The 24,355-nt window shown below is 67.4% G+C and carries 17 protein-coding genes, 1 tRNA gene and 2 riboswitches; of the genes, 13 read left to right on the top strand and 5 right to left on the bottom strand.

What is annotated here, in order from left to right:
* The first annotated feature begins 1 nt into the window (after position 1).
* The 4 genes from AC3A56_RS10315 (at position 2) to AC3A56_RS10300 (ending at position 5,198) form a co-directional block, all read left to right on the top strand.
* The gene (locus AC3A56_RS10315) at positions 2 to 3,484 is read left to right on the top strand and encodes a DEAD/DEAH box helicase family protein (protein WP_487770248.1); all 3,483 of its coding nucleotides are present in this window, start codon (positions 2 to 4) and stop codon (positions 3,482 to 3,484) included.
* A 532-nt stretch (positions 3,485 to 4,016) separates the two neighbouring features.
* A complete protein-coding gene (locus AC3A56_RS10310; RefSeq protein ID WP_487770247.1) occupies positions 4,017 to 4,511 on the top strand; it encodes a hypothetical protein in 495 nt (164 codons plus the stop codon).
* A 79-nt stretch (positions 4,512 to 4,590) separates the two neighbouring features.
* Positions 4,591 to 4,797 carry a hypothetical protein gene (locus tag AC3A56_RS10305; RefSeq protein ID WP_056717574.1) on the top strand — a complete coding sequence of 69 codons (207 nt, stop codon included), beginning with the start codon at positions 4,591 to 4,593 and terminating at the stop codon, positions 4,795 to 4,797.
* A 134-nt stretch (positions 4,798 to 4,931) separates the two neighbouring features.
* Entirely contained in the window at positions 4,932 to 5,198 is a 267-nt protein-coding gene (locus AC3A56_RS10300) for a hypothetical protein (RefSeq protein ID WP_487770246.1), read from the top strand.
* A 105-nt stretch (positions 5,199 to 5,303) separates the two neighbouring features.
* Here the strand turns inward: AC3A56_RS10300 and AC3A56_RS10295 are convergent, their stop codons facing one another.
* The gene (locus AC3A56_RS10295; protein ID WP_487770245.1) at positions 5,304 to 6,344 is read right to left on the bottom strand and encodes a hypothetical protein; all 1,041 of its coding nucleotides are present in this window, start codon (positions 6,342 to 6,344) and stop codon (positions 5,304 to 5,306) included.
* Between the two features lie 105 nt (positions 6,345 to 6,449).
* A complete protein-coding gene (locus AC3A56_RS10290) occupies positions 6,450 to 7,697 on the bottom strand; it encodes a S8 family serine peptidase (RefSeq protein WP_487770244.1) in 1,248 nt (415 codons plus the stop codon).
* Between the two features lie 121 nt (positions 7,698 to 7,818).
* Here AC3A56_RS10290 and AC3A56_RS10285 point away from each other — a divergent pair, with 121 nt between their 5' ends.
* Positions 7,819 to 8,310, top strand: coding sequence for an RNA polymerase sigma factor (locus tag AC3A56_RS10285; protein ID WP_487770243.1), 492 nt, complete (start codon positions 7,819 to 7,821; stop codon positions 8,308 to 8,310).
* Complete coding sequence (locus tag AC3A56_RS10280; RefSeq protein WP_487770242.1) at positions 8,307 to 9,041, top strand: anti-sigma factor family protein; 735 nt, start codon at positions 8,307 to 8,309, stop codon at positions 9,039 to 9,041. The genes AC3A56_RS10285 and AC3A56_RS10280 overlap by 4 nt, the downstream gene beginning before the upstream one ends.
* Positions 9,042 to 9,094: 53 nt before the next feature.
* Here the strand turns inward: AC3A56_RS10280 and AC3A56_RS10275 are convergent, their stop codons facing one another.
* Positions 9,095 to 9,442: a hypothetical protein gene (locus AC3A56_RS10275; RefSeq protein ID WP_487770241.1), complete on the bottom strand. Its 348-nt coding sequence runs from the start codon at positions 9,440 to 9,442 to the stop codon at positions 9,095 to 9,097.
* Positions 9,443 to 9,695: 253 nt separating this feature from the next.
* Here AC3A56_RS10275 and AC3A56_RS10270 point away from each other — a divergent pair, with 253 nt between their 5' ends.
* From AC3A56_RS10270 to AC3A56_RS10260, 3 genes are all read left to right on the top strand, one after another.
* Positions 9,696 to 12,353 (top strand): M1 family metallopeptidase, encoded by a 2,658-nt coding sequence (locus AC3A56_RS10270; RefSeq protein ID WP_487770240.1) that lies wholly within the window; start codon positions 9,696 to 9,698, stop codon positions 12,351 to 12,353.
* Positions 12,354 to 12,507: 154 nt separating this feature from the next.
* The gene (locus AC3A56_RS10265) at positions 12,508 to 13,446 is read left to right on the top strand and encodes a GGDEF domain-containing protein (protein WP_487770239.1); all 939 of its coding nucleotides are present in this window, start codon (positions 12,508 to 12,510) and stop codon (positions 13,444 to 13,446) included.
* Positions 13,447 to 13,624: 178 nt separating this feature from the next.
* Positions 13,625 to 16,480, top strand: a complete 2,856-nt coding sequence (locus tag AC3A56_RS10260) for a C1 family peptidase (RefSeq protein ID WP_487770238.1) — start codon at positions 13,625 to 13,627, stop codon at positions 16,478 to 16,480.
* A gap of 69 nt (positions 16,481 to 16,549) precedes the next feature.
* On the opposite strand, the gene gcvP is transcribed toward AC3A56_RS10260, so the two are convergent.
* A complete protein-coding gene (gene gcvP, locus AC3A56_RS10255) occupies positions 16,550 to 19,378 on the bottom strand; it encodes an aminomethyl-transferring glycine dehydrogenase (RefSeq protein WP_487770294.1) in 2,829 nt (942 codons plus the stop codon).
* A gap of 138 nt (positions 19,379 to 19,516) precedes the next feature.
* A riboswitch (glycine riboswitch) is annotated at positions 19,517 to 19,602 on the bottom strand.
* A 1-nt stretch (position 19,603) separates the two neighbouring features.
* Positions 19,604 to 19,703, bottom strand: a riboswitch (glycine riboswitch).
* A gap of 115 nt (positions 19,704 to 19,818) precedes the next feature.
* Between gcvP and AC3A56_RS10250 the strand changes: the two genes are divergently transcribed.
* The gene (locus tag AC3A56_RS10250) at positions 19,819 to 20,226 is read left to right on the top strand and encodes a VOC family protein (protein WP_487770237.1); all 408 of its coding nucleotides are present in this window, start codon (positions 19,819 to 19,821) and stop codon (positions 20,224 to 20,226) included.
* A 180-nt stretch (positions 20,227 to 20,406) separates the two neighbouring features.
* Here AC3A56_RS10250 and AC3A56_RS10245 read toward each other — a convergent pair.
* Positions 20,407 to 20,493 (bottom strand) — tRNA-Leu (locus tag AC3A56_RS10245).
* 258 nt (positions 20,494 to 20,751) lie between these two features.
* Here AC3A56_RS10245 and rnr point away from each other — a divergent pair.
* From rnr to AC3A56_RS10230, 3 genes are read left to right on the top strand one after another with little or no spacing between them, the layout of a single operon-like run.
* Positions 20,752 to 23,310 carry a ribonuclease R gene (rnr, locus tag AC3A56_RS10240; RefSeq protein ID WP_487770293.1) on the top strand — a complete coding sequence of 853 codons (2,559 nt, stop codon included), beginning with the start codon at positions 20,752 to 20,754 and terminating at the stop codon, positions 23,308 to 23,310.
* Positions 23,307 to 24,053 carry a 23S rRNA (guanosine(2251)-2'-O)-methyltransferase RlmB gene (gene rlmB / locus AC3A56_RS10235; RefSeq protein ID WP_487770236.1) on the top strand — a complete coding sequence of 249 codons (747 nt, stop codon included), beginning with the start codon at positions 23,307 to 23,309 and terminating at the stop codon, positions 24,051 to 24,053. The genes rnr and rlmB overlap by 4 nt, the downstream gene beginning before the upstream one ends.
* The gene (locus AC3A56_RS10230) at positions 24,050 to 24,319 is read left to right on the top strand and encodes a CBU_0592 family membrane protein (RefSeq protein ID WP_204108748.1); all 270 of its coding nucleotides are present in this window, start codon (positions 24,050 to 24,052) and stop codon (positions 24,317 to 24,319) included. The genes rlmB and AC3A56_RS10230 overlap by 4 nt, the downstream gene beginning before the upstream one ends.
* Positions 24,320 to 24,355: the final 36 nt, after the last annotated feature.

Below are 24,355 nucleotides of genomic sequence, written 5' to 3'. Positions count from 1 at the left end.
CATGACCAACTTCCAGTTCCTCCTCCCCGAATTCAAACCGCTCGTCGAGCCGGCGAAAGGCGCGGAGCAACTGGTCTATTCCGATCCGCGCGCTTGTGTGATGCGCACGCGGCACGCGCTGGAGCAGGCGGTGCACTGGCTGTACGAGCACGACCGCGATCTGCGGATGCCGTATGACCGCAATCTCAACGCGCTGCTGACCGACCGCGACTTCGAGCAACTGCCGCCGCCGCCCGTGCTGCAGAAGATGCGGTTGATCCAGCGCTTCGGCAACCAGGCGGTGCATGCGAGCCAGCCGATTGGCCACCTGGATGCGCTGCGGCTGGTGCGCGAACTGTTCCACGTGCTGTTCTGGTTGGCGCGCACGTATACGCGCGCCAGCGACCCCAAATCCATCGAGGCCACGTTCGACGAGAAGCGCGTGCCGAAGCTCGTGCGTGCGGACGAAGCGATTGAGCTGACCCGCGACGAGCTGAAGAAGCAGGAAGCGAAGTTCCAGCAACAGATCGAGGCGCAGCACGCCACCCTGGAAGCACGCGAAGCAGCCATCGCGGAACAGGCTGCCACGCTGAGCGAGCGGGAGGCGCTCCTGGCCGAGGTGAATGCGGAGCTCGCTGCGGTGCGAGCTGAATTGGCTCAAGCCAAAGCAGCCAACCTCGCCATGTTGGACACACACGACTACGACGAAGAGGATACCCGCCGCTTCTTCATCGACGTGATGTTGCGCGAGGCCGGCTGGGAACTGGGCAAGAACGCTTCGGTCGAGGTGCCGGTGACCGGCATGCCCAACGCCAGGGGCGAAGGCTTTGTCGACTACGTGCTGTGGGGCAGGGATGGTCAGCCGCTGGCGGTGGTCGAGGCCAAGCGCAGCCTGAAAGATCCTGACGTCGGCCAGCAGCAGGCGAAGCTGTATGCCGATTGCCTGGAAGCCGAAAAGGGCCGGCGCCCGCTGATCTTCTACACCAACGGTAACCATACCTGGCTGTGGGACGACCGCCGCGCGCCGCCGCGCGAGGTGCAGGGCTTCTACTCGCGCGACGAACTGGAACTGGCGATCCAGCGGCGCAGCATGCAGACCGACCCGCGGACGCTGCCGATCAATACCCGCATCGTCGAGCGCAGTTACCAGCACCGCGCCATCCGCGCCATGGCCGAGGCGCTGGCTGAAGGTCGCCGCGCCGGCCTGCTGACCATGGCCACCGGCACCGGCAAGACGCGCATGTCGATTGCGCTGGTGGAATTGTTGATGCGCGCGAACTGGGTCAAGCGCGTGCTGTTTCTGGCTGATCGCGTGGCGCTGGTGAATCAGGCCACCGGCGCGTTCAAGGAGCATCTGCCCGATGCCAGCCCGGTGAACCTGGTGACCGACAAGCACGGGCAGGGGAGGGTCTACCTGTCGACCTACCCGACCATGATGGGCCTGATCGACCAGATGGATGGTGACCAGCGCCGCTACGGCGTCGGCCATTTCGACCTGATCATCATCGACGAGGCGCACCGCAGCGTTTACCAGAAGTATGGCGCGATCTTCCGTTACTTCGACAGTTATCTCGTCGGCCTCACCGCCACCCCGCGCGATGAAGTGGATCGCGATACCTACCATCTGTTTGGCCTGGAAACTGGCGTACCGACCGACGCTTACGGACTGGATGAGGCGGTCGCCGATGGTTTCCTGGTGCCGCCGAAATCGCATTCGGTGCCGATCAAGTTCGTGCGCGAAGGCATCCGCTACAGCGAGCTGAGCGACGAGGAAAAGCAGCACTGGGAATCGCTGGACTGGGGCGACCGTGCCGGTGAAGGCGAGGAGTCCACGGCGCCGGCCGAGGTGCATGCGTCGGAGGTCAACAAGCAGCTTTTCAACGAAAGCACTGTCGACCTGATGCTGCGGCATCTGATGGAGAACGGACTCAAGGTCGAGGGTGGCGACAAGCTGGGCAAGACGATCATCTTCGCGGTGAACCAGAAACACGCCGAGTTCATCGCCAAGCGCTTCAACCACCATTACCCGCATTACCACGGCGAGTTCGCCCGCGTGATCACCCACACGGTGAACTACGCGCAGAGCCTGATCGACGACTTCAGCAGCAAGCTGGACAAGCTGCCGCAGATCGCCATTTCGGTAGACATGCTCGACACCGGCATCGACGTGCCGCAGGTGCTGAACCTGGTGTTTTTCAAGGCCGTGCGTTCGAAGGTGAAGTTCCTGCAGATGATCGGCCGGGGCACGCGGCTGTGCCCGGACCTGTTCGCGCCGGGCGTGGACAAGGGCGAGTTCTACATCTTCGACTTCTGCGCCAACTTCGAATATTTCAATGAGAACCCGCGCGGCGCACTGGGCGGCATGGCCGAGCCGCTGGGCAAGCGCTTGTTCAAGGCGCGACTGGATCTGCTGTCGCTGCTGCCGCGCGATGCACAGCCCGACGCCCAGCCGCTGGCCGAGCATCCGGCGAGCTACGACAAATTGGTGTTCCTGCGCGACGAGCTGACCGACGCACTGCACGGCGAAGTAGCCGCGATGAACCTGGACAACTTCATCGTGCGCACCGAACGCGAGCATGTGGTGCGCTTCGGCGATCGCGAACAGTGGGTGGCGCTGGACGATTCCGCCCTGGGCGACCTGCGCGCGCACGTGGCCGGCCTGCCCAGTGAACGCGAGCCCGAGCACATCACCGCCAAACTGTTCGACCTGATCTGCGTGAACCTGCAGCTGGCGCTGGTGCGCTCCACCTCGGATTTCGTGAGCTATCGCGACCGCATCATCGAGCTGGCCAGCGAGCTGGAAACCAAAGACACCATTCCCGCCGTGCGCGCGGAGCTGGCCTTGATCCAGGAAGTGCAGGGCGAGGAATTCTGGAAGGACATCACGCTGCCGATGATCGAGCAGGTGCGCCGCAAGCTGCGCGGCTTGATCCAGTTCATCGAGCGCCAGTCGATCAAACCCGTCTACAGCGTGCTGACCGACGAGATCGGCGAGGCGAAGGAAGTCGTCCTCAAGGATTTCAGCACCGGCATCAACCTCGCCCAGTACAAGAAGAAGGTCGAGGCGTATATCCGCGCCAACGAAAGTCACGTTGCCATTGCCAAGCTCAAGCACAACAAGCCGTTGACGCCGACGGACCTGCGCGAGCTGGAGCGCTTCGTCTACGAATCCGATCCGGTGGAAAGCCGCACGCGCTTTGAACAATGCTACGGCAACGACAAGCCGCTTACCTTGTTCATCCGTTCGCTGGTCGGGCTGGATCGAAACGCCGCCAAGGAAGCTTTCGGCCAGTTTCTGGACGAGAGTCGTTACAGCAGCCGGCAGATCCGCTTCGTGGAGATGGTGATCGACCGCCTCACGCGCACCGGTGTGATGGACCCCGGCCAGCTCTACGAGCCGCCGTTCACCAGCCTGCACCATGAAGGGCTGGAAGGAACGTTCGGCGATGGCGATGCGGACGCGATCGTGGGTGTGCTGGCCGAGATCAATCGCCGCGCCGCCTGACCTGCCGGTCAACGCCTGCTGTTGACTGCAGCTACGTGGGTCGGGTCGCCCGGACCGCAGGCGTGGAGGCGAAAGAGCCAATTGCGGGTCCTGCCACACCCAAACGCCACTCTTTCCGTCCCGAACGCGGGACTGACAGCCCCGCACCTGGCACTCCGCAGAGCCATGCCCGACTCTTTTCCATCGGCGCTTGGGTCTTTTTCATCGGAGCGAGGCTCTTTTTCGGTGGAATGCAGCACTCGACAGAGCCGCGCGTGGCGCTCTTTCGTCGGCGCGCGGTTCTTTTTCGGTCGCGCGTGACTCTATGAGGTCGGCTCCTGGCTCTTTTCCGGTGAAGCCGTGCTTTTCCCGGCGCTCGCGCCGTTCGCTGGTGTGGGCGAGGGGTTGTCCGCGCAGGCGGGCGAGTCGTGCGCCTACGCAACGGCGCCTTTTTTGCCTACGGGTGATGTGTGAGTAGTTGGCGGGTGGCACGTTACGCTGCCGCGCCGGCCAACGAAGCTGGCTTATCCGCAACTCATTCAAAGGAGTGAACATGTCCCAGAACCTGATCGATATCGACTTCAACGCCGATGCACTGACGGCCATCGACAATGCCCTGACCGCGCTGGAAACGGGCCTGGCCTCGCTGATCGCGCTGACGCCGGACCAGCGGCACGGGCTGACCAAGATGGGAGACAAGTCCGAGGCGTTCTGCCGGCAGGCCGGCCACGTGTTCGCCGACAATCCCGGCGTGCTGCCCCGTAATTTCGATCTGGAAGGCTACCAGCGCGACATCGCCACGCTGGATGCGTTGCGCCCGCGCCTGGTGCGGCTGGGCAAGCTGCATCAGCGCGGCGTCGATACCGAGATGGCGGTGGGCAGCGACCTGATGACCAATGCGCTGGAGGGTTACGCGGTGCTGAAGGTGGCTGGCAAGGGGCAGGGGCTGGACGAGGCGCGCAAGGCGCTGGCAGCCCGTTTTGCCCGCGGGCCGCGCAATCCTGCACCGGCGAGCGATCCGGCACCGACTGGGCCCGTACAGGCCTGATCACGAACCTGTCCGACCATCGGACAAGGTGCGGTCAAGCGCACTGGCCGCGTGCCAGTTTTCACCGGGAGCCAAAGTCATGAATCAAAGTCTGTTCATCGTGGAGCACGGGGTGGCGCACTACTGCGTTGAAGAAGCGCACTCTGCCAATCCGCTGCACACGACCACTACTCAGGCGGCCGCCATCACCTGGGCGCAGGGTCACCATGCCGACCGTCCATTGCATGTCGCGCGTGTTCGCCATCTGTCGGACAAGCGCATCCCGGATCACTGGCGCAAGCTCTGACGCAACGTTGTAGGAACACGCTCTGCCACGACAGGAAGGCCCCGCTCCGGCGGGGCTTTTCATCATGTTGACCTGGGCTTCGCACCTGCCGCACTACGGTGGTTGCAGCGATCAACCGCACCAGGAGACGCCTCATGTCCGACGAACATCCCAAGACGCCGCTCGACCACATCGGCGACACGCTGGCGCAGTTGAAGGAGATGCGGCATTACTCCAAGAACAATGTGGAGGCGCTGACCGCGTCGTGGCTGTTGTACGACGGCGAGTTGTCGAAGCTGAAGCAGGCGGACCGGATTGCGGAACTGATGGATCAGCAAAACAAGCTGCATGGCGCGCTGGAGTCGACGATTGCCGAGTTCGAGGATGTGTTGGAGAAAATGCAACCGGCGCCGGAGGAGTAGCCCCATCGAGGGGTGCCACGAGAAGCCCCGGATTCGGGGCTTTTCTTTGTGTGCACCGACGCAGGAGCCCCCGGACGGAGGCTCCTGCTTTCCAGCGCGGCTGACTTAGTGCTGCTGCGCGTTCGCGCTGGCGCCGGCGTGTCCGTCGGCTTGCGCGGACGTGCTGACGCCGTCACGGGCCGAACCGTGTGCGCTGGCGTGGCCGCCGGCTGCGCCGTTGGCATGGGCGGAGCCGTGATTGCCGGAGGTCGAGCTGGCGCCTGCGTTGCCGCTGCCGCTGGCGTTGCCCGAGCCGGACAGGTCGATCGATTTGTCCTCCGCGCTGCTCACGGCGTTGTAGGTCGGCGACAGCGGAGCCGGCGACGGTGTGGCGGCATGGCCCGACGGCTGGGGCGTGGCGTTTGCGCCGGTCGAGGTGGCCTGCGATGCGCTGCCGCTCGCGTCGGTGCCGAGCGAGCCGGCGGTGCGGGCCGATTGGGCGGCGGTGGCAGTGGCTTGCGGGGCTGTGCTGAGGCCGGCGCTGGCCGAACCATCAGCCGTGCCTTCGGCGTTGGCGGATGCATTGCCGGCGGCGTTCTGTACCTGATTCAATGCCCCGCGGGCGCTGCTTTTGGCCGTCGAGACGGCTGAACGCGATTGGCCGACGGTGTCGGCTGCCGTGCCCCTCACGGCATGACGCATGCCCGAGGCATCGGCGGTGCCGGCTCCCGATGCAGCCAGGTTGCCCGTGCCATTCAGTGCCGCGTCGCCGTTGCCGGCGTTCGCACCCGCGGCTCCGGTGAGGCCGGCGACCGTGTCCGTGCCGGCCTGGCCGTTCAACGACTGGCCAGCGCCCGTTGCCGCGTCCTTCGCCGATGTCGCGGTGGCGGCGGCGTGGCGACGCAGGCGTTCGGCCCGTCGTGCCGCGGCGGCCTGATTGATGTCGGGCGCCTGGAGGTTGCCCATGCCTTGTGCCGAGCCGCTCATCTGGCCGCCGATGCGGCCCATGGTGGAACTGACCGGGCTGCCGAGCCCGCCCGTGATGCCGCCGGTGAGCGATCCGCCGCCCAGAACCTGGGCATGCGCCGGGATGATCGCGGCAAGGGCGAACGCACCGGCGAACAAGGCGGTGGTGAGAGCGTTGCGATGGAGAGGCGTGCTGCGCATGGTGGATCTCCTGCCGGCGGCGAATCCGCGGCTTCCACCATCCACTACGTTCGTGCCTCGTCGATCCTTCCCTGCCGGCCGGCGGCGGTCGGCGTTGATTCAGGTTCAGGGCGATAGCAGCCCGTTGCCATAGCGTGGATCGCGTCCCGCAGGGCCGAGATCGCGCGCTTCGCCGGCCAGGTGCCGTTGCACGTCGGCGGCGGCGCCGGCACGGGGCGCGTCCAGCCATTGTGCCGCCTTGCGCGCCACGATCGGTGCCGCGAACGAGGTGCCGCGCAGCGCGTTGCGGCCACTGCCCAGCACGCCGGATGCGCAGAAATCCACCTGGTCGCCACTGCCGGATTCGGGCAGCACGCGGTCGCGCGCGTCGACGCTGCTGACGCCGATCACGTCCGGGTACGCCGCCGGGAACAGCGGCGGCGCCGCGGGTCCGTCGTTGCCGACCGCGCTCACCAGCACGTGGCCACGCGCGATCATCGCGCGCACCGCCCGCGCCAGCACCGGGTTGTCCGGGCCGACCAGGCTGATGTTGATGACCGCCACGTGCTCGCGCGCCATCCAGGCGAGCGCGTCCACCAGGTTCGACGTGGCACCGCCGACCGCGTCGCCGCACCACAGGTCGGCGGCGTACAGCGTGTCGGGGGCGCCGGCGACGAGGCGCGCGGCGACCGCGGTGCCATGCCGCGACGGATTCGCCGCGCTGCAGCCGTGCCGCTCGATGCGTGCGCGCACCAGCGCAGGATCGGACGGATCGACGCCGCCATCGATCAGCCCCACGCGCTGCGGCGGTGCGCTGGACGATGGTGCCGCCGGGGTCGCCGCGGCGGCAACGTCATCGGCACCCGCGGGCAGGTAGAGGTGCTGGTAGGTGAACGCGGCATCCGGGGCAGCCTGCCGCAGGGCGCGCATGGCCCGGGCGGTGCTGCGTGCACGCGTGTCGTGCAGGACCACGAAATCCAGCCCCAGCGTCGCGTCGGCCGGCGTCGCGCGATCCACGCTGAACCCCAGCGCCCGCACCGCGTCCAGTGGCGCACCCGACAAGCCCGTCGCCAGGAATTCGCCGCGCAGGATCGGCGCGCCCTGGGGATCGACATCGACGCGCTGCGACTCGCTTCGGCGCAGCACGTCGATCTGCAGTTTTCGGGTGAGCGACAGCGACCCGCGCAGCAGGTCGTCCATGCTGCGCAAAGGTGGTGTGGAAAGCACGGGCGGCAGGCCCGCGCCGGGTGCCTGCAGGTCGGGCAGACGCTGCACGGGGCCCAGCAGCTGTGCCTGCACCGATGTCGCGCCGACCAGAAAAGACGCGATGGTCAACAACGAAAAGAGCAGGGCGGACGGACGGCGCAAGGGCATGGCCAACGGCCTCGGGAACAACCGGGCCGGATGCTAGCATGGCCCCGCTTTACGCCCTCGAACCGCGCCGCTGCGCACGAGGGAAGGAATCCTCCCCGGCGGACGTAGTGGAAGGTGATGCGTGAATTCGAGCGACGCCGTACGCGAAGGACTGATCCCGCTGTTGCCGCGCCTGCGTCGCCTGGCGCGTGCACTGGCGGGCCAGGTGGCCGATGCCGACGACCTGGTGCAGATCGTGCTGGAACGCGCCCTGGCCCGCTCTGCACAGTGGCGGCCGGATGCCCCGCTGGACAAGTGGGTGTTCGCGATTGCGCGCAACGCCTGGCGGGACGAGCTGCGCGCGCGTGGACGGTCGCAGCATCTGTTCGCGCCGGAGGAGGCTGGTGAGATGGCCGTGGATAGCGGCAACGCCCAGCCCGCGCAACGGCTGGAACTGGCGATGGCGTTGGCGGCGTTGCCGCCGGACCATCGCGAAGTGGTAGCCCTGGTGCTGGTCGAGGGCATGTCGTACGGCGAGGCTGCCGAGCTGCTGGAAGTGCCGGTGGGCACCGTCACCAGCCGTCTGGCTCGCGCCCGCTCAACGTTGCAGGCCCATCTTGGGAAAGACGCATGACTCCGATCGACGACGATATCCTGCAGGCCTACGTGGACGGCGAAATCGATGCCGAGGCCGCCGCGCAAGTCGACGCCGCGCTGGCCCATGACGCCGCGCTTGCCGTGCGCGTGCAGCGGATGCGCGAGGTGAACGACCGGTTGCGCACCACCTTCGATGCGGTGCTCGATGAAGCGGTGCCCGCGCATCTTTCCGCGATGTTGCAGCCGCGACCGGCCACGGTGACACCGATCGCCCCGCGCGCCGGATCGACGCGTCGCGGCGCCACCGGCCGCCGCTGGTTCCTGCCCGGGGCCGCGCTGGCCGCATCGGTGGCGTTGCTCGCCGTAGCCTTGTGGAGTTGGCGATCCCATGACGATCTCGTGCGCATGCACGGTGGCCAGACCTTCGCCGCAGGTGCCTTGAACCATGCGCTGGACGAGTCGCTGGCCAGCGAGCCGGACGCGCAGGCGCCAGTTGCCATCGGCCTCAGCTTCCGCAGCGCGGACGGACACATCTGCCGCACCTTCGTGTTGCACGCGGCACCGGCACGCGCTGGCCTGGCTTGTCACGAACAGACGGGTTGGACACTGCCGGTGCTCAGCGTGATGGCGCCGTCCGAAAGCGGCGACCTGCGCCAGGCAGCGAGCAGCATGCCGGGTGCGGTGCAGGACGCAGTCGATGCGCGTTTGCGCGGCGATGTCTTCAATGCGCAGCAGGAACGCGCGGCGCGCGCTGCCGGCTGGCGATAGTCGCGCCGCCATGACTGAAGGCCCCGTTGCCGGGGCCTTTTGCCCGTGGGCGATCAGTGGCGCTGGCGGTGAATCGCGCGGCTGTTGCGGTTTTCCGCGCGGTTGAGGCGGCGGGTTTCGCCCCTGGTCAGGTGACCGTTGTGCTTCGCTTCGGCGGCGCTTTCGCGCTGGGCGATGTTGGCGGCGCGGCGTTGGTCGTTGGCTGCCTGCTGCGGGGTGATGGTGCCGTTGGCGACGCCTTTCGCGGTGCGCGCCTGCTGGTGGTCGATGCGCTGATTGACTTCGTTGACGCGGGGGTGACCGGGGACGGTGGTGTCGGCGGCCATCGCGCTGGCGCTGGCGAATGCAGTGCAGGCGATCAGGCTGAGCAGGCCGAGGCGGATCATCGAAGCGTGGTTCATGACGGTGTCCTTCAGTGTGGGAGGCCGGCGGTGGGGTACTGCCATGTCGTGCCGGGCGAGCGGCGGCATGCCGGAACAGGAACGCCGCCGGGGGCGGCGCGTTGACCGGCCGCCGGCACACTCCATGACTTCCGGCGGTTTCCGCCGATCGGACGGCGCGCCACCATCACGGGAATTGCGCCTGCAGCGCCACGGCTTCCGCCGGCAAGCTGCGGCATTCCGCACTTCGCCCACCCTGACACGGAAGATACTCATGCGCAGCACCTTGCTGGTTTCCGCGATCGCCCTGGCGCTCGCTGGCGTTTCGATGACTGCCATGGCGGCCACGCCGGCGGCGACGTCCGCGACCGACCTGGCCACCACCCAGCTGCCGCGCACGGTGCGGCCCAGCCACTACGACGTGGCGGTGACGCCGCATGCGGACAAGCTGAGCTTCGACGGCCAGGTGACGGTGACCGTCGACGTGCTGCAGCCGACCCACAGCATCACGCTCAACGCGATCGACATGACGTTCTCGTCGGTGCGCCTGACCCCGACGAAGCTGAAGATCGCCATCGCCGCGCCCAAGGTGACGGTGGATGCGAAGGCGCAGACGGCGACGTTCACCTTTGCCCAGCCGCTGCCTGCCGGCACCTACCAGCTGGCGATGAGCTACACCGGCAAGATCGGCACCCAGGCCAATGGCCTGTTCGCGATCGACTACGACACCACCGCGGGCAAGAAGCGCGCGCTGTACACCCAGTTCGAGAATTCCGACGCCCGCCGCTTCATCCCGTCCTGGGACGAGCCGGCGTACAAGGCCACCTTCAACCTCGCCGTGACCGTGCCCAGCGACGAGATGGCGGTGAGCAACATGCCGGTCGCCTCGACCAGGGACCTGGGCAACGGCATGAGCCAGGTGACCTTCCAGCCGTCGCCGAAGATGTCGACCTACCTGCTGTTCTTCGGTCTGGGCGAGTTCGAGCGCGCCACCACCATGGCCGACGGCACCGAGATCGGCGTGATCACGCAGAAGGGCAAGAAGTCGCAGGCCGGTTTCACGCTGAAATCGGCCAGCGACGTGTTGCGCGAGTACAACGATTATTTCGGCGTGAAGTATCCGCTGCCCAAGCTGGACAACATCGCCTCGCCCGGCAGCAGCCAGTTCTTCTCGGCGATGGAGAACTGGGGCGCGATCTACACCTTCGAATACGCCTTGCTGCTGGACCCGAATTTTTCGACCCAGTCGGACAAGCAGAACGTGTTCAACACCGCCGCCCACGAAATGGCGCACCAGTGGTTTGGCGACCTGGTGACGATGCGCTGGTGGGACGACCTGTGGCTCAACGAAGGCTTTGCCTCGTGGATGGCCGCGCGCACCACCGAGAAGCTGCACCCGGAATGGCACACTGACCTGGACGCCGTCGGCACCCGCGAGGGCGCGATGTCGCGCGATGCCGTGGCCACCACGCACCCGGTGGTGCAACACGTGGAGACGGTGGAGCAGGCCAGCCAGGCGTTCGACGCGATCACCTACGCCAAGGGCGAGGCGGTGATCAACATGCTGGAAGCCTATGTCGGCCCCGATGCCTGGCGCGCCGGCGTGCGCAACTACATCAAGGCCCACGCCTACGGCAACACGGTGTCGGACGATCTGTGGAAGGCGGTGCAGGGCGCGGCCGGCAAGCCGGTCACCCAGATTGCGCACGACTTCACCCTGCAGCCGGGCATTCCGCTGATCCGCGTGGCCTCGTCCGCGTGCAGCAACGGCAAGACCACGCTGACCCTGAGCCAGGGCGAGTTCACCAAGGATCGCCCGAACAAGACGCCGCTGAAGTGGCACGTGCCGGTGATCGCGCAGAGCATCGGCGGCAGCGAGGTCGCCCGCACCGTGGTGGACGGCAAGGCCACGCTGGACGTGGCCGGCTGCGGTCCGGTGCTGGTGAACGCGGGGCAGAGCGGCTACTACCGCACGCTGTACACGCCGGCGGAATTCGCCGCGATCAAGGGCCAGTTCGCCAAGCTGGCGCCGATCGACCAGATGGGCCTGATGGGCGACAGCTGGGCGCTGGGCATGGCCGGCCTGCAGCCGGCGTCCAGCTACCTCGATCTGGCCCAGGTCACCCCGGCCGATGCCGACCCGCAGATCTGGGGCGACATCGCCGGCAGCTTCTCCGGCCTGCACGGCTATTACCGTGGCGACGACGCGCGTCAGGCGCGTCTTGATGCGTTCGCGATCAAGCAGCTGAAGCCGGTGTTTGCCCGCGTGGGCTGGGAGGCGAAGGCCGACGAGGGCGACCCCACCACGATCCTGCGCACCCAGCTGATCGGCGTGCTGGCCGACCTCGGCGATGCCGACGTGATCAGCGAAGTGCAGCGTCGCTACGCCGCGCAGGACACCGATCCGAAGGCCGTGCCGGCGGCCCTGCGCAAGACCATCTATGCGGTGGTGGCACGCAACGCCGACGCGGCGGGCTGGGACAAGCTGCATGCGAAGGCCAAGGCCGAGACCACGCCGCTGATCAAGGATCGCCTGTACGCGCTGCTTTCGATCAGCAAGGACAAGGCGCTGGCCAAACGCGCGCTGGAGCTGGCGCTGACCGACGAACCGGGCGCCACCAACAGCGCCGGCATGATCCGTGCGGTGGGCTACGAGCACCCCGACATGGCCTGGGAATTCGCGATGGCGCACCGGGCGCAGATCGACAAGCTGGTCGACTCCACCTCCAGCAGCCGCTACTACCCCGGCATCGGCGCCAGCTCCAATGATCCGGCGATGATCGACAAGATCAACGCCTACGCCGACGCGCACATCGCCAAGGGCTCGCGCCGCGCGGCGGAGACGGTGATCGCGAACATCCAGTACCGGCAGATGGTGCGCAAGGAACGGCTGCCCGCGATCGACGCGTGGCTGGCGAAGAACGGCGGCTGATCCGCTCGCCCGGGACGGCGCCCGCTTGCACCAGCGGGCGCCGTCTGGTGCGATTGGCGATACGCCCGGCGGACGATGTACCTTGCGTCTGCGCGCCGGCTGGCGCGATCGCCGCAGCTGCGGTGACCCGTCTTCATGCTTGAGTCCGAGAGCGATGGCCGATTTCGAAAAGCTGGAACCCGACAGCACCGTCTACCGCACACTGCTGGAGTCCACCAAGGCCATTCCCTGGAAGATCGACTGGGACAGCAAGCAGTTCGCCTATATCGGACCGCAGATCGAGGCGCTGCTGGGCTGGACCCCGGCGAGCTGGCAGACGGTGGGCGACTGGGCCAGCCGAATGCATCCACAGGATCGCGAGTGGGTGCTGAATTTCTGCGTGGCGCAATCACAGGCCGGTGTCGATCATGAAGCCGACTACCGGGCGCTGACCCGCGACGGCCACTACGTATGGATTCGCGACGTGGTGCACGTGGTGCGCCGGGCGGACGGTTCGGTCGATTCGCTGATCGGCTTCATGTTCGACATCAGCGAACGCAAGCAGACCGAACAGAAACTGGCGAGCCTGCAGAAGGAGCTGGAGGAGCTGTCCTTCCGCGACGGTCTCACCGGCGTGGCCAACCGGCGTCGCTTCGATGCGTTGATGGAACTGGAATGGAGCAACGCGCGGCGCAACCGCCAGCCGCTGTCGTTGCTGATGATCGATATCGACTACTTCAAGCAGTACAACGACTGCTACGGCCACCTCGAAGGCGACGCCTGCCTGAAGCGCGTGGCCTGGCTGCTGGCTTCCGCCGCAACCCGCGCACGCGACCTGCTGGCGCGTTTCGGCGGCGAGGAATTCGTGCTGCTGCTGCCGGAAACCGACGAGGCGGCGTCGCACAAGCTGGCCGCCCGCTGCCGCGACCTGATCCTGGCCGAGCAGATTCCCCATGCGCAGTCCGCGGTCGGCCCGGTGCTGACCATCAGCGTCGGCGCGGCCACCTGCATTCCCGCGCATGCCGACGAGCTGCGCGGCTTCCTCGACAGCGTCGACAAGCGGCTGTACCGGGCCAAGCAGCAGGGCCGGGACTGCATCGTGGCGGCAAGCTGACCGGCGCCAGGCCTGTCGGGCCGGCGATCGACGCCGGCAGATCGCGTTCGCTGGCACGCTTCGTGCCCGTTGCCGTGGCCGGTTTTTCCCTGCGCCGCGGGCCATGTGCGGCCCCCGAACCGAGCGTATGCTGCCGCCGTGTTTCGTAGCCTTCACCACGGACGAGGGGAGATACGTCATGGCAACACTGCTGCTGGTCAAGGGGAATTCCGGGAACGATGTCGCCACGCTGCGCAAGCGCCTGGCCGGGGTGCTCGGCGACGACGCGCGCGACTTTCCGGGATTGGCGACGGGCGACGTTTTCGACGAGCAGGTCGACGCGGCGGCGCGGCGATGGCAGGCCGGCATCGGGATGGTCGCCGATGCGGTGATTGGGCCGTGCTGCCAAGGCCTGCTCGGCATGATGCAACCACAACCGATGGCGGTGCCGCTGACGGTGGACGCGGTGCAGCGGCTGTTCCCGGCCACCAAGAAGTCCAACATCGTGCGCTACCTGCCTTACGTGGCGGCGGCGCTGGGCGCGGCGGGGCTGCGCGACCGCATGATGATCTGCGCCGCGCTGGGCACCATCCGCGCCGAGAGCGAAGGCTTCGTGCCGATCGCCGAGTTTCCCTCGCACTTCAACACCACGCCGGGGCTGCCCGCGTTCAGTGCCTACGACGGGCGTAAGTCGCTGGGCAACGACCAGCCCGGCGACGGCGCGCGCTATCGGGGCCGCGGTTTCGTGCAGCTGACGGGGCGGGCGAACTACCACACCTATGCGGCCCTGATCGGCGTCGACATCGAAGGCTTTCCGGACCTGGCCAACGCGCCCGAGGTGGCGGCCGTGCTGCTGGCGCTGTTCCTGTCGCACGCGGCGGACAGGATGCGCACGGCGCTGGCGGCGAACAACTACGCGGCGGCACGCAAGCTGGTCAACGGCGGCAGCTACGGACTGGCAAGTTTCCGCAACGTGTTCCAGCTGGCCGCGTCGGTCTGGCCGGTGGCCGTTCGCGGCGCCGGTGCGACTCGCAAGTCCGGCGCGGCTCGCAAGGCCGTCGCAGCGGCGGCGACGGGCGCGGCGAAACTCGACGCCAGCAAGGACCCGGTCGACCTGCGCGATCGCGCCTACCAGCCGCCGCCGGCCAGCCTGCCGGATCGTTACCCCACCGATGCGCAGGTCAGCGAGTTCCTGCCGGCCTATACCGGGGCCGGCCTGATCCTCGACCAGGGGCAGGAAGGCGCGTGCACCGGTTTCGGCCTGGCCTGCGTGGTCAACTACCTGCGCTGGCGCAAGAGCGGGATGCCGGGTCGACTGGCTTCGGTCAGCCCGCGCATGTTCTACAACTTCGCCCGCCGCTACGACGAATACGCGGGCGAGAACTACGACGGTTCGAGCTGCCGTGGCGCGCTGAAGGGCTGGTATCACCACGGCGTCTGTATGGAGGTCGACTGGCCGTATCGGCAGGAGGACACGCAGCCGCCGAAGTTCGGTTACGCCACCCGCGCCACCGCCAACACGCTGGGCGTGTATTACCGCATCGAGCTGAAGACGATCAGCGACCTGCAGGCGGCGATCCATGAAGTGGGCGCGATCTACGTGTCGGCCAACACGCACCAGGGCTGGCAGGACGTGCCGACCGTGCGCCGGAAGCTGGCCGGGCACGACAGCCTGCCGGTGATCGCGTTCGACGGCAAACCCTCGCACGACGACGGCCACGCCTTTGCCCTGGTCGGTTTCAACACCGACGGCTTCGTGGTGCAGAACTCCTGGGGCAAGAGCTGGGGCTGCGGCGGTTTCGCCGTGCTGACCTACGCCGACTGGCTGGCCAACGGCATGGACGCGTGGGTGGCCGCGATGGGCGTGTCGGGCGTGGTGCTGGGCCAGCTCGCGGCGGGCAGCAAGGGTGGCAGCAGCCGTGTCGGCACCAACCGCAGCCTGTGGTGGGATGAGGCCACCGCCTACGAGCACAGCGTGGTGCTGGGCAACGACGGCCGGGTGACGCGTTACCTGACCCAGGACGAGATGAGCCGCTCGCTGCTGTTCCAGGCGTGCACGCTGCCGGACCAGTGGTTCCGCCAGCAGAAGGCGACGACCAGGCGGCTGGTGATCTATGCCCACGGCGGACTCAACAGCGAGGCCGCGGCGATCGAACGCGCGCGGGCGATGGGGCGCTACTTCATCGGCAACGGCTGCTATCCGCTGTTCGTGATCTGGAAGACCGGCATGCTCGAATCGATCGGCGACATCTTCGCCGACAAGTTCCGGCGCGAGCCGCCGCGGGCCGGCGGCATTCGCGAGAAGATCAGCGACGCCACCGACATCCTCGTCGAGCGCACCGTCGGCCGTCCGCTGGCGCGGCCGATCTGGAGCGAGATGAAGGAAAACGCCGAAGCCGCCAGCCTGCCCACGCGGGGCGGCGACCTGCTGGTGACGGCGCTGCAGAACCTGGCCAAGACCTGGGGCGACCAGCTGGAGATCCACCTGGTCGGCCACTCCGCCGGCTCGATCTTCCATGGCTACCTGGTCGACCTGCTGGCCGCGCGCGGGCTGGAGGCGCAGACCGCATCTATCCACCTGTACGCGCCGGCATGCACGGTGCAGTTCGCCAACCGCCACTACGCGCCACACGATGCCCTGATGCAGCGGCTTTACCTGGGCATCCTGTCCGACCGCAACGAGCGTGACGACAACACCGCGGCGATCTATCGCAAGTCGCTGCTGTACCTGGTGTCCAACGCCCTGGAGCTGGATGTGCGCACGCCGATCCTCGGCCTGGCGAACGTGATGGACGCCGGGTACAAGGGCTGGGACGGTTCGTCCAGCACGGCCGAGGCGTTGGGCAACTGGCGCCAGGTGGCGAAGCAGACCGGCCTGGGCAAGCGCACCGAAGTCATCGATGTCGACAAGGTGCCCACCTGCCTGCACCCCGAAGTCGCCATCGACGCGGGGCATGGCAGCTTCGACAACAACGTCGAGGTGCTGGGCCGCACCCTGGAACGCATCACCGGTGCGAAGCTGGCGTTGCCGGTGGACGACCTGCGCGGGTTCTAGCCGCGGGTTTTCCACCATAAAAAAGGCCCCGCCGTGGCGGGGCCTTCGCATCGGACGATCGACCGATGGTTACGCTTCGACGTCTTCCCGGTACGCATCCACCGGGATGCACGAACACATGATGTTCTTGTCGCCGTAGACGTTGTCGACGCGGGCCACCGGCGGCCAGTATTTCTGCAGCTTCAGGCTGGCCAGCGGGAAGGCGGCCAGTTCGCGCGGGTAGGCGTGGGTCCACTCGCTGGCGCTGACCATGGTGGCGGTGTGCGGCGCGTTGGTGAGCGGGTTGTCCTCGCGGTCCAGCTTGCCTTCCTCGACGGCGCGGATCTCGTCACGGATCTGGATCATCGCGTCGATGAAGCGGTCCAGCTCGACCCGCGATTCGCTTTCGGTCGGTTCCACCATCAGCGTGCCGGAGACCGGGAAGCTCAGCGTGGGCGCGTGGAAGCCGAAGTCGATCAGCCGCTTGGCCACGTCCTCGGCGCCGATGCCGGTGGCGTCCTTCAGCGGGCGCAGGTCGAGGATGCACTCATGCGCGACCAGGCCGTTGCGGCCGGTGTACAGGGTGGGGTAGTGCGGCGCCAGCCGCTTCGCCACGTAGTTGGCATTGAGCAGGGCCACCTGAGTCGCCTTGCGCAGGCCCTGCTGGCCCATCAGGGTGATGTACATCCAGCTGATCGGCAGGATCGACGCGCTGCCGAAGGTGGCGGCGCTGACCATCGCGCCGTTGCCGGTGCCCTGGGTGCGCGCGCCGTCGTTGCCCAGCGCGCCCGGCAGGAACGGCGCCAGGTGCGAACGCACCGCGCACGGGCCCACGCCCGGGCCGCCGCCGCCGTGCGGGATGCAGAAGGTCTTGTGCAGGTTGAGGTGGCTGACGTCCGAGCCCCACTTGCCGGGCTTGGCCACGCCGACCAGCGCGTTCATGTTGGCGCCGTCGGTGTACACCTGCCCGCCGTGCTGGTGGACGATGTCGCAGATGGCGACCACGTCTTCCTCGAACACGCCGTGGGTGGACGGGTAGGTCAGCATGATCGCGGCGAGGTTGGCCGAGTGCTTCGCGGCCTGCGCGCGGATGTCTTCCAGGTCCACGTTGCCGTTCGCGTCGCACTTGGTGACCACCACCTTCATGCCGCACAGGTGGGCGGACGCCGGGTTGGTGCCGTGGGCGGACTCGGGGATCAGGCAGATGTCGCGATGGCCTTCGCCGCGCGACTGGTGATACGCGCGAATCGCCAGCAGGCCCGCGTATTCGCCCTGGGCGCCGGAGTTCGGCTGCAGGCTCACCGCGTCGTAGCCGGTGATCTCCACCAGCTGCGCTTCCAGCCCGGCGATCAGTTCCTGGTAGCCCTGCGTCTGCGCGGCGGGCGCGAACGGATGGATGTTGGCGAATTCCGGCCAGGTGACCGGGATCATCTCGGCGGTGGCGTTGAGCTTCATCGTGCACGAGCCCAGCGGGATCATCGTGCGATCCATTGCCAGGTCCTTATCGGCCAGCGCGCGCAGGTAGCGCAGCAGTTCGTGCTCGCTGTGATGCGTGTTGAACACCGGGTGGGTGAGGAACGGCGAGGTGCGCTGCAGTGCCTGCGGGATCAGCGACGGCGCACTGGCGTCCAGCGCGTCGATGCTGGGCAACTGTGCGTCATCGCCGCCGAAGATGCGCCACAGCAGTTCGATGTCGGCGCGGGTGGTGGTTTCGTCCAGCGAGATGCACAGGTACTCGTCCCAGGCCTTGCGCAGGTTGGCGCCCAGCGCCACCGCGCGAGCGGCGATGGCGTCGGTGCGATCGCCGGTCTTCAGGCTGATCGTGTCGAACGCGCTCTCATGGTGGCTGGCGGTGAAGCCGAGCTGCTGCAGGCCGGCCTTGAGGATCGCGGTGAGGCGCGCCACGCGGGAAGCGATGCGGGCGAGACCCTTGGGGCCGTGGTAGACGGCGTACATCGAGGCCATCACGGCGAGCAGCACCTGGGCGGTGCAGATGTTGCTGGTGGCCTTCTCGCGGCGGATGTGCTGTTCGCGCGTCTGCAAGGTGAGGCGATAGGCCTTGTTGCCCTCGGCATCGATGGAGACGCCGATCAGGCGACCCGGCATCGAGCGCTTGTACGCATCGCGGCAGGCCATGAACGCGGCGTGCGGGCCGCCGAATCCGAACGGCACGCCGAAGCGCTGGGTGTTGCCGATCACGATGTCGGCGCCCATTTCGCCCGGCGACTTCAACAGGGTCAGCGCCAGCAGGTCGGTGGCGAAGATGGCCAGCGCGCCCTTGGCGTGGATCTTCGCCACCTCCTCGCTCCAGTCCAGCAGCCAGCCGCTGCTGGCCGGGTACTGGATCAGCGCCGCGAAGTAGTCGTCCGCGGCGATCGCGGCATCCCAGGCCTCGGCGGAATCGGCCAGGGTGATCGTCAGGCCCAGCGGCTCGGCGCGGGTGCGCATCACCTCGATGGTCTGCGGGTGGGCATCGCCGAACACCACGATGGCGTTGCCCTTGTTCTTGCTCGAGCGCTTGGCCAGGGTCATCGCCTCGGCCGCGGCGGTGGCTTCGTCCAGCAGCGAGGCGTTGGCGATCTCCATCCCGGTGAGGTCGGCGCACATCGTCTGGAAGTTGATCAGCGCCTCCATGCGACCCTGCGAGATCTCCGCCTGGTATGGCGTGTACGCGGTGTACCAGGCCGGGTTTTCCAGGATGTTGCGCAGGATGACGTTGGGCGTCAGCGTGCCGTAATAGCCCTGGCCGATGAAGCTGCGGAACACCTGGTTGTGATCGGCGATCGCGCGGATCTTGGCCAGCGCGTCTTCTTCGGTGATCGCCGTGGGCAAGGCCAGCGGTGCGGCGGACTTGATCGAGGCGGGCACGATGGCGTCGGTCATCGACTCCAGCGAATCGTGGCCGACCACGCGCAGCATCTGCGCGATCTCGGCATCATCCGGGCCGATGTGGCGGTCGATGAAGGCACCGTGGTTTTCGAGGTCACGCAGGGAAGTGGGGTTGTGGCTCATGGCTGGGCATCCGAAGACTGGCGTGTCGTGCCGCACGCGGGGCGCCCCTCTGTCCTTTTGCCTGAGAGTTTGGAAACGCGGCGGCGTTTCGTGCCCCTTCGGCGGCGGCTTCAGCCGCTCTCTCCAGAGTGTTCACGCATGGTGGTATGGGGGCCTGAGCGATTACGGGCGTTGCGTCTTCGGCAGCGGCCGCGTCCTGCGAGGGACGGGCCGCTTCTCCCACCATGCGTTTACCGCGGCGATTATACAGGGGGAACGGGGGCTGTCGCGGCCGGCCGGCGCCCGGTTCAGGGAGTCGCCGGACCGCCCTGGGTTATGCTCGGCTGCCTCATCGACCGGGAGTGCGCATGATTCGGATCGCCGACATCGACCACGTGGTGTTGCGCGTCATCGACAGCGACGCCATGCAGCGTTTCTACTGCGACGTGCTCGGCTGCCGCGAGGAGCGTCGGCAGGACGAGATCGGCCTGGTGCAACTGCGCGCCGGCCGTTCGCTGATCGACCTGGTCGCCGTCGACGGCAAGCTGGGTCGCCACGGTGGCGCCGCGCCGGGTGCGCAAGGCCACAACATGGATCACCTGTGCCTGCGCGTGGAGGATTACGACGAGGCGGCGATCCTGGCCCACCTGAAATCGCACGGCGTGCGCATCGGCGAACTGGGCTCGCGTTACGGCGCGCAGGGCGAGGGTCCGTCGATCTATCTGTATGACCCGCAGGGGAACATGGTCGAGTTGAAGGGGCCGGCAGTGGGCTGAAGAGCGCCCGTCCCGACTTTCAATCAAATCCGGAAAGACGAAGGCCGCCTTGTCGGGCGGCCTTCCTGACTTTAGTCAAACTTGAAAAAGACGAAGGCCGCCTTGTTAGGCGGCCTTCCTGACTTTAATCAAACCCGGAAAAGACGAAGGCCCGCATCGCTGCGGGCCTTCGTTTACAATTGGTGCCCAGGAGAGGACTCGAACCTCCACGGAGTTGCCCCCGCTAGCACCTGAAGCTAGTGCGTCTACCAATTCCGCCACCTGGGCAGGTGTCACGTTGCTCAGCGAGCTGCGTGAGCCGCGTAATTTAGGCATCTGCCGACGGCTTGTCAACACTTTTTCACAACCATCTCTCGCGACGTGGCATTCTCCGCGGCGCAAACATCACAAGGATACTGAGTGACCAGAAAAACTCCCCCCAAGTCCGGCCATCCCCAGGACTCGCATCCCGCGAAGAAATCCGCCAAGCGGACACCGCGCGCTGCATCCACGCCGGACAAGCGCACCCGGGCCGCCGCAGGCGCCGTGCGTGATCCCCATGCCGATCGCGAGGCGCAGCGTTATGCGCGCCCGATCCCCAGCCGCGAGGCGATCCTCGCCCTGCTTGAAGAGCGCGGCGAGCTGCTGACCGAAGCGCGCATTGCCGAAGCGCTCGGCATCCATGAAGAAACCGATCTCGAAGCCTTGCGCAAGCGCCTCGGGGCGATGGTGCGCGATGGCCAGATGCTGCTTGGCCGCCGTGGCGGCTACGCGCCGACCCAGAAGCTCGACCTGATCGCCGGCCGCGTGCTGGCCAATGCCGAAGGCTATGGCTTCCTGCGCCCGGACGAGGGCGGCGAAGACCTGTACCTGTCGCCGCAGCAGATGCGCGCGGTGATGCATGGCGACCGCGTGCTGGCCAGCGTGGTCGGCATCGACCGCCGCGGCCGCAAGCAGGGCGCGATCGCCGAAGTGCTGGAGCGGCGTTCGCCGCGACTGGTCGGCCGGGTGGTGATCGACGACGGCGTGACCCTGGTGACGCCCGACGACCGCCGCCTCAATCACGACGTGATGATCAAGCCGGGCACGGAGCAGGGCGCGAAGTCGGGCCAGATCGTGGTGGTCGAGATCACCGCGCCGCCCACCGCCCAGCGTGGTCCGGTGGGCGAGATCCGCGCCGTGCTGGGCGAACGCCTGCAGCCATCGCTGGTGGTGGAGATGGCGATCGCCAGCCACGACCTGCCGCACGAATGGCCGGCCGAAGTGCTGCGCGACGCGGCCCAGGTGGAAGCGGTGGTGACCGCCGCCGAGCGCGAGGGGCGCACCGACATCCGCAAGCTGCCGCTGGTGACCATCGACGGCGCCGACGCACGCGACTTCGACGACGCCGTGTATGCCGAGCCCAAGCGTGGCGGTGGCTGGCGGCTGATCGTGGCGATCGCCGACGTGTCGCACTACGTGCAGGTCGGCAATGCACTGGATCGCGAGGCCTACGAGCGCAGCACCTCGACCTATTTCCCCGGCTTCGTGGTGCCGATGCTGCCGGAGACGCTGTCCAACGGCATCTGCTCGCTGAACCCGAACGTCGAGCGGCTGTGCATGGTCTGCGACATGCTGGTCGATGCCGAAGGCAACGTCACCAAGTCGAAGTTCTACGACGCGGTGATGCTGTCGCACGCCCGGCTCACCTACGACAAGGTGTGGCAGGCGGTCGGCCTGCGCGACAAGGACGCCCGCCACGAAGTGGCCGACGTGCTGCCGCAGCTGGAAAACCTGCACGCGCTGTACAAGGCGATGGCCGGCCAACGCAAGCGGCGCGGCGCGATCGACTTCGAGACACCGGAAGTGAAGTTCCGCCTCGACCAGAGCGGCAGCGTCGAGTCGATGGGCGCCACCGAGCGCAACGACGCGCACAAGCTGATCGAGGAATGCATGATCGCCGCCAACGTGCAGGCGGCGCTGTTCCTGGAGAAGAAGAAAGTCCCCGCGCTGTTCCGCGCCCACGAGCCGCCGCCGGCGGAGAAGTACGAAGACCTGCAGCAGTTCCTGCGCGAGTTCAAGCTGCGCATGCCGCCGGTCGACGAGGTGACCCCGGCGGATTTCGCCGAAATCCTGCGCATGGTGCACGACCGCCCCGAGCGCGAACTGATCCAGAACGTGCTGCTGCGCTCGCAGAGCATGGCCGCGTACCAGCCCGACAACCGCGGCCACTTCGGCCTGGCGCTCACCGCCTACGCGCACTTCACCTCGCCGATCCGCCGCTATCCGGACCTGTTGGTGCATCGCGCGATCCGTTACGCGCTGACCGGTCGCAAGCCTGCCGACTACACCTACAGCCCCAGCGACATGGCGGCGATGGCGATCCACTGTTCGCAGCGCGAGCGCCGTGCCGAGGAAGCCGAACGCGACGTGGACGAGCGCTTCAAGTGCGCGTGGATGGAAAAGCACATCGGCAGCGAGTTCGACGGCGTGGTCACCGGCGTCACCTCGTTCGGCCTGTTCGTGGAACTGGACGAGTCGAAGGTGTCGGGCCTGGTCCACATCAGCCAGCTCGCCAACGACTACTACCACTTCGACGCCACCCGCAAATTGCTCAAGGGCGAGCGCACTGGCGCGCAGTTCCGCCTCGGTGACCACGTGCGCATCCAGGTACTGCGCGCCAGCTTGGAGGACCGCAAGATCGACTTCCGACTGGTGTCACCGCGTACCCCGGCCACGCCGCCGACCGGCAGTGGCAAGGCGTACGACTATGCAGCCAGCGGCGAGCGCTATTCACTGCCGAAGAAGGCGGCGGCAACCGCCAAGGCGCCGGGCATGTTCGGCCGCGCCGCGAAGGCGATCGGTCGCGCGTTCGGGCGCAAGGAAGTTGAAGTTGCCGCGCCTGCGCCAACACCGGCTCCACGCAAGGCGGCGGTGAGCGATAATCCGCCGCCGCGTTCGTCGTCAACGGCACGCGGCGCGCAGCGTCCGGCCCGCAAGGCCGACGCACCGTCCTCCCGTGGTCCGCGCAAGGAGGCTTCCTCGAAACGTGGCCAGGCCCCGGCTGCCGCGCCCGCGGCGAAGAAGCAGTCCCGGCGTCGACCCAAACCGAAAGGCAAGTCATGAGTGAGAGCTGGATCGTCGGGATCAACCCGGTCGAAGGCGCGTTGAGCAACGACGCCGAGCGGGTGCGCGAGGTGCTGGTGGAGAATGGCCAGCGCAACGCACGCGTGCTTGAGCTGGCCGAACGTGCGAAGAAGTTGAACATCCCAGTGCTGCATCGGCCGCGAGACGAGCTGGACAAGCATGCCGGCGAAGCGCGCCACCAGGGCGTGGCGGCACGTTATGAAGCCGCGCCCGCGGCGCACGAGAACGACCTGGCCGGCCTGCTGGAGCGCGACGGCAGCGATGCCCTGGTGCTGGTGCTGGACGGTGTCACCGATCCGCACAACCTCGGTGCCTGCCTGCGCAGTGCGGCGGCCGCCAAGGTCACCGCGGTGATCGTGCCGAAGGATCGCGCGGTCGGGCTGACACCGGTGGTGCGCCGCGCCTCGGCTGGCGGTGCCGACCGGGTGCCGCTGATCGCGGTGACCAACCTGGCACGCACGTTGCGTGAACTGAAGGACGCCGGCGTGTGGATCACCGGCCTGGCCGGCGACACCGACACCACCATCTACGGCGTCGACTTCAAGGGGCCGGTGGCGCTGGTGCTGGGCAGTGAAGGCGAGGGTATTCGCCGGCTGACCCGCGAGCTGTGCGATTTCGTGGCGAAGATCCCGATGCCGGGCGCGATGGAAAGCCTCAACGTCTCCGTCGCCACCGGCGTGGTGCTGTTCGAGGCGTTGCGCCAGCGGAGCGCGAAGCGATGAGTTTCTTCTGGTACGACTGGGCCGGTTACCTCGGCGTGGCGCTGGTGCTGCTGGCGTTTTTCCTGCTGCAGGAGCGCAAGCTGCAGGGCAGCGGGCTGGTCTACCAGCTGATGAACGTGCTGGGTGCGATCGGCGTGATGCTGTCGTTGGGCTTCGGTAGCTTCAACCTGTCGGCGTTCATCATGCAGGTGGCCTGGTTGCTGATCGGCAGCTACGGCATCGTGCGCGGCATCAAGCGTCGACGCGAGACGCGCGGGCTGCCGTAGCGGCGGCGTGCGCAGGGACGACCCTGCGCACTTTTC

The sequence above is a fragment of the Rhodanobacter sp. Soil_C_14 genome (genome assembly GCF_057657335.1).
This window is presented reverse-complemented; position numbering and strand designations above follow the sequence as displayed.